This window comes from Bacillus cereus group sp. BfR-BA-01380 (assembly GCF_022663535.1).
GTDB lineage: Bacteria > Bacillota > Bacilli > Bacillales > Bacillaceae_G > Bacillus_A > Bacillus_A cereus_BB.
In genome coordinates this window covers 1-6,428 of the sequence record NZ_JAKUFS010000061.1, presented here as the reverse complement: position 1 = coordinate 6,428, position 6,428 = coordinate 1, and the positions used below count along the sequence as shown (strand labels likewise).

Genomic DNA, 6,428 nt, shown 5'->3' with positions numbered 1-6,428 from the left:
AGATACAGAAATAGACATGCAAAAACGCCATCCTTTCCTATGATTCTACAGAAAGAATAGCGTATTTTTTCATTTTAGGGGGAATTTTGTTTTGTTAGCTTGATAGCGATGTGGCGTTACCCCATCCCATCGCTATCAAGCTAAAAAGAACGAGTTACCTCAAAATAATAAAAACGAGCATAATACACAAAATTTTCATTTTGGGGTATTTCAAAATCTTAAGTTGATGGGTATGTAAGGTGACCCCTAATAAGAAAAAACGAAGTTAGTAGCAATTCGGTTTATCTTTTTTATAAACGGTATAACTTTCTTTTAAGCCTACATCATAACAGTCACAATAACTCCACCTATATTGTCCCCTGAAATCTCGTAATGCTTATTCACTGGAACATTCACGTTAATATTCTCTGAAACTTTATAATAAGAAATCGTATATTTTTTACCTTCAATATACGTTGAAATTTCTTTTTTCTCTTTTAAGAAATCCAAGTATTCCTCTAAAGTAAAATTATTTTTTTGCATAACAGCACTATGAGGTAAACCGACATAACGTATATGCCATGGCTCATATTGAATTCCTGTAATATTACTTTTATTTTTCGGATAGCGTAAAACAAATCCGTATTTCCATACATTTTCCTCAATCCATTTTCCTTCAGGAGCTTTCTCCATTTTCATTTGAGTAGACCCAACATCAAGTGATAAGCCTAAATTATGTTCACTACATCCTGCTGGGAGTGCGTAATCAGAGCCCATTTTCTCATATAGCTTCCTTTGTTCTTTAAAATCTCGATAACCGCTATTCATCAAAAAATGCTGTACTCCTTCTTTTTCCGCTGCATCTACAACCTTCAAAAAATTTTTCACAATATCCATTGATAAGCGAAGGTTTCTATCAAATATCACATACCCTCTTACTAATTCAGTATTTTGAAATACATTTATAATATCAGACCTTATACTATCTTTCTTAATAGGGTAATCTTTATTAACTAGTAATAAATCCCCTTTATGAATTTGTTCCTTTGTAATCTCTTTCTTTTCAGTATTCGAAGCATTTACTTTATCATCTTTTTCTACGATTTTAACATCTATCTCCTTTTGAAATAACAGTGCTATATAAATCCCAACACATACTGTGCACAATATAAAAAGAGAAATAAATACCCACTTCTTCATTCTTAGTTCCTCCTTTATCTAACATACGTATAGGATAGAAAAAACTATTAAAATAAAAAGTGGGGTAAACTTAAAATTTTTATTAAATTCCCGAGCTATCTTCTTTTGGCAATCTCACTTCAAATATTGTTCTTATTACATTACTTTCAGCAGAGATCGTCCCATTATGCTGCTCCACAATATTTTTTGCAATAAATAAACCAAGGCCTGTACCGTCTTGTTGCTCCGTTCTAGCTTTATCACCTGTATAAAACATATCAAAAAGATATGGCAAATCTTCTTCTGGAATGCTATCTCCGTAATTAATAATTTGTACGACAACTTCTCCATTATCAATATATCCATTCATATCAACAAATTGCCCATCATATCCGTAGCGAATAGCATTCGCTAACAGGTTTTCAAATACTCTAGCTAACAATTTTCCGTCACCATTAATAAGTAAATGCGAATCAACATTCAATCTAGCTTCTAAATTTCGCTTCTCTAATAACGGATATAATTCCTCATCTAACTGTATAAGTAATTCACTTATATCAATTGTTTTTTTTTCTAACTTTAGTATGCCATAATTCATTCGCGTAATTTCAAATAACTCATCAATTAAACTTTCAAGTCGTTGCGATTTCGTAAATGCAATCGTAGAAAAATGTTTAATCTGTTCCTTCGTCAAATTTTCATCTTTAAGAATTAAATCTAGATAACCTAAAATAGATGTTAATGGCGTTCTTAAATCATGAGCTAAGTTAACAACTAGCTGATCTTTACTACTTTCCGCAAAGTCTCCTCTTTCAACCGCTTCTTTTAACTTTTCGCTCGCTAAGTTAATTTCACGCGCAATATTTCCGAATTCATCATTTGATGAAATATGAACTTTATTTGTAAAATCACCGTTAGCGAGATAATGAATGCCGTTAGAAATTTCATTAAAATACTTTAAGTATGGTTTTGTTAAAAAGAAAAAGAATAAAATAGATAATGGGATAAAGAAAATCAAAAAGAAATTAATATCTCCAAACTCTCTTACTATTGACCTAAATTGAGCTAGAGGATCTTCATAGCGCACCATCGTTTTATAATAGAACTGTAATCCTTTATAAATCATATATGTTACGCCAGCTGCTAATACCATACTTAACATAAACAAGGCGATCATTTTAAAACGAAAGCTTCTCATCATTTTAGCCATTGAAAGTATAGCCTACCCCCCATACCGTTTTTATTAACTTATTCTTCCTTTTATCCTCCCCAAGTTTTTTTCGTAAAGTACGAATATGTACCATAACTGTATTTCCACCTTCGTAATAATCATCTGCCCATACTTGCTGAAAGATATTTTCAACACTATATACTTTCTTCGGATGACTCGCTAATAAATATAAAATATCAAACTCTTTTGGGGTTAATTCAATTTGCTCTCCGTATACATTTACCGTTCGTCGCTCAGGATCAATAACAACTCCACCTACTTCTAAAACGGATTTATTCTCCTCTACTTTCGGCTGATTTAACATAAGAAATCGGCGTAGTTGTGCATTTACACGCGCAACTAATTCAATCGGTGTGAAAGGCTTCGTCATATAATCATCCGCGCCTAGTACAAGACCTGTCACCTTATCAAAATCAGATGTTTTCGCACTTAAGAAAATGATAGGCATATGATGTTTCATACGAATTTGTCGTGTTACTTCATAACCGTCCATTTTGGGCATCATAATATCTAAAACAACTAGATCGATTGGTTGTGATTGAATGATACGAACTGCTTCTTCTCCATCGGTAGCTTTCACAACATGATAACCTTCTTTTTCTAAATGTATCCCAATTAATTCAGCAATTTCCACCTCATCATCAGCTATTAAAATTGAAATACGCTTCATTTTATTCCCCCTCCTTTTTAAGAAAGCTTGCTTTTTCTAAGCTGTATTCGTACTCTTTGACTCTCCTATAAAATGTATTACTCTTCATTCCTACTCTTTGCATTGATTCTGCAAAATTACCATAAGTTTCTCTCATTATATAAAAAGTCAAAATCATCACTTCCTGTTATTTTTTAGGTTTGGCTTGATATGATTTCATTCCAGCTTGTTCTACCATATTGTTTAACAACAAGAACTTGTAGAAATCACTACAAGTTCTTTCTATTAAAATGTTAACAAGGCAAACTATTCTTTTATTTTTTCCTCATATTGTTTAGCGAGCTTATAAAAAGAAGAACGTTTGATGCCATACTTTTTCATAGCTCCTACCGCTGTAATTGAACCAGATTTCCATTCCTTGTAAGCATCCGTAAATTCTTCTGTTATTTCGACAGGCGGACGTCCTAAACGTCTACCTTGTTTTCTGGCAAGAGCAATTCCTTCAGCTTGGCGTTGTTTAATATCAATGCGCTCTTTTTCTGCAAAGGCTGATAATATTGTAAGAGTTGCTTTTTGAATTGCGCTCTGAATGACATCATTTGTACTTTCCCCAGTGTGATTGACGTTAATATATGGTTCCTTTATAAATTGTAAATTTACTCTATGCTTTTCATAGTACCTAAATTCTTCTAATGTATCATTCATATTTCTCCCAAGCCTTGTTAAGGAGTCAAACACAATGGTATCTCCTGTACGAACAAGACGCTTTAGCATTTGGTAATTCTCTCGATCCATATTTTTTCCAGATTCTTTATCAATGAAAATATCCCGATCTTCTATCCCTAAATCCTTCATATTCTGAATTTGTCGTTCTTCGTTTTGATCTTTACTTAAAACTCGTACATATCCAAATTTTTTATGTTTCATATACCACACCTCACTGGTAATTATATCAATAACGTCTGTAAAGATATATAAAATAAACAGATGTCTGTAAAGTTAGAAATGAACATTTATAGATGTGGTTTTTTATAGTTTTCTATGTATCTGTAAAGGTATACTTTTACGGATGAATCAAGAGATTCACTTAACACTTAATACATGAAAGTAAAAAATGTATCTAAAGGTTCATGCCCATCAACTATGACCATTTGTAACTGCTTATAAATTTCCTGAGTATATGGCGTGCTTTTCGCCTGTTTATGCTCTCGTTTTACTGTCACTTCATTATTCTCTACTAGCATTTCCTCTGCATTTTTTGACGGTACTTGTGAATATTCAAGTATTGCAACAGAACCATAGACACGTTCTAAGACTCCGTATTAACATCAAACAAACCTCTTCTTTACTCTTACAATACATCGTTAAAATTTTCTAAACGTAAAATAGTTTTGTTCTTTTATTAACAGTCATAAAAATGATCCGTTTGTTTTTATTGATAATGCATAAACGTTATTATAAAATGTCTGTATATATGCAAACGAAATCATTTCATGTTTACTTATATTTGAAATCGATAGGGAATATTAATAACAATAAAAGAATGGGTATTCCACCAACAAAGTGCTGCAAAATAATGGAACCAGTACGAAAAAGATGCTTTCAAGATTGATATACTAAAAATCGAAAACGAAGCATTATTAGCCCTTGAAGAAAGTATCAACCATACGAGGAACGAGATTATAATCAAAAATAGTTTTAAAAAGGGGATAAAATCATGGGACAAAGAAAGTATCCAGTAACACCTCAAGATCGAATGAATTATATATTAGGTCTTTATTCTGCAAATCAACAAATTAATGCCGTTCTTTATTTTCCTAAAGGTATATCAATGAAAATACTTGAACAATCAGTAAGGATAACGTTACAATTACAGCCAGTTTTGAACAGCCGTTTTGTAGAAAGTGATATTCCTTACTGGAAGGAACATACATCTAGTACTAAATCAATGACTTGTTTTTTTGTAGAAGGAAATGATCAAGAACTTGAAATGATGGCGATAGATTTTATTAAGGAACCTGGAGATCATATTCAGGGGCCTATGGTTCAAACAAAATTATTACAAGGCACTACAACAAATATGTTAATTGTTAAATTATCACATCTTTGTTCAGATGGTGCAGGAGTCAAGGAATATATTAATTTGCTGGGAGCAATTTATACTCAGCTTTCCCTAGGACAGTCTAAGGATCAAATTATAAAGGGATTTGGTGCGGGGAATGAGGGGTTTCGCGATCAATCACCTGTTTTCAAATATGCTGGAATACCAGACGTAAAAAGTGCATATCGTCCTAGCCAAGAACAACAGGCAGCGTTATGGTCTTTTCCTTCTCAACCTAACAAAAATTCATACCCAAAAATGTCCGTGCGTCGGTTGAGCCATGAACAAACTCTACGTCTAATCCAATGGACAAAAGCACAACAGGCTACCTTGAATGATGTCATCATGACTGCATACTTCCAATCTTTATCACATTTCACTGTGTATGCAAAACCTCGCACTGCAGAAAAAATGATCGGTTTAACAATTGATTTACGCCGATATCTTCCCAATCATACAACTGGTGCTATTTGCAATTTATCCGGGATGGAAATGCCAGTGATTAAAATAGAAGATAATGAATCATTTAATCAGACTCTAGTTCGAGTCAAACAATCAATGGATAAAATAAAATCTCAAAATCCAGGTCTCTCTTCAGCCGCAGGAATGGAGCTACTGGCAGGTCTAAAGCTATCTGAGGTGAAAGAAATGTATAAGCAGCAATACGAAAAGGCTTTACAAATGGGGATGGCGTTGCCGTTACTTACAAATTTCGGGGTGATAGCAGATGAACCTATTAAGTTTGGTGAAATTCTGGCCGTTGACGGGTATATGACATCACCTATTATGTATGCACCATTCTTTACAATGGGGGTAAGCTCTTATAATGGAAGACTTACATTTACAATTGGTTATCATACGCCGGATACATCAAAAGAAAAAGTAGAGCAATTTTTAGAAAGTGTGGTCAGTCAACTAACATACTTGTAAATGGAGGCTTTTGGTTTGTTGCTAAACCAAAGTATGAGCAATAATTCTGATCAAACTGTAAGTTTGAATTACACTCTTCTTGCATCAATAGATTCGTACAAAAATACCATCATTTCTGTATATTTCTACAAAAAGAATAGCATTTTTTGTTTATGTGAATACAAATTTATCTTAGCTTGATAGCGATGTGGCGAGACCCCATCGCTATCAAGCTAATAAAACAAAATACCCCCTAAAATGAAAAAATACGCTATTCTTTCTGTAGAATCATAGGAAAGGATGGCGTTTTTGTATGTCTATTTCTGTATCTGATGAATTACAACTATTTGCTCAAGAAATTCAAAGTTTCTTATCCCCAA

The 6,428-nt window shown here is 33.1% G+C and carries 5 protein-coding genes; 1 reads left to right on the top strand and 4 read right to left on the bottom strand.

The genetic code is table 11. The annotated features are described in order from the left end of the window. Positions 1-318 precede the first annotated feature (318 nt). The 4 genes from MR076_RS25610 to MR076_RS25595 all read right to left on the bottom strand — a co-directional run bounded on the left by MR076_RS25610 (position 319) and on the right by MR076_RS25595 (position 3,965). On the bottom strand, positions 319-1,179 hold the full coding sequence (locus MR076_RS25610; RefSeq protein ID WP_242225382.1) for a M15 family metallopeptidase: 861 nt from the start codon (positions 1,177-1,179) through the stop codon (positions 319-321). Positions 1,180-1,261: 82 nt separating this feature from the next. Then, the gene (locus MR076_RS25605; protein WP_242225381.1) at positions 1,262-2,368 is read right to left on the bottom strand and encodes a HAMP domain-containing sensor histidine kinase; all 1,107 of its coding nucleotides are present in this window, start codon (positions 2,366-2,368) and stop codon (positions 1,262-1,264) included. Beyond that, a complete protein-coding gene (locus MR076_RS25600) occupies positions 2,361-3,059 on the bottom strand; it encodes a response regulator transcription factor (RefSeq protein WP_242225380.1) in 699 nt (232 codons plus the stop codon). Before MR076_RS25600 ends, MR076_RS25605 begins: the two co-directional genes overlap by 8 nt. A gap of 285 nt (positions 3,060-3,344) precedes the next feature. Continuing rightward, positions 3,345-3,965 (bottom strand): recombinase family protein, encoded by a 621-nt coding sequence (locus MR076_RS25595; RefSeq protein WP_242225379.1) that lies wholly within the window; start codon positions 3,963-3,965, stop codon positions 3,345-3,347. Positions 3,966-4,755: 790 nt separating this feature from the next. Between MR076_RS25595 and MR076_RS25590 the strand changes: the two genes are divergently transcribed. Then, on the top strand, positions 4,756-6,069 hold the full coding sequence (locus MR076_RS25590; RefSeq protein WP_242225378.1) for a condensation domain-containing protein: 1,314 nt from the start codon (positions 4,756-4,758) through the stop codon (positions 6,067-6,069). Positions 6,070-6,428 lie beyond the last annotated feature (359 nt).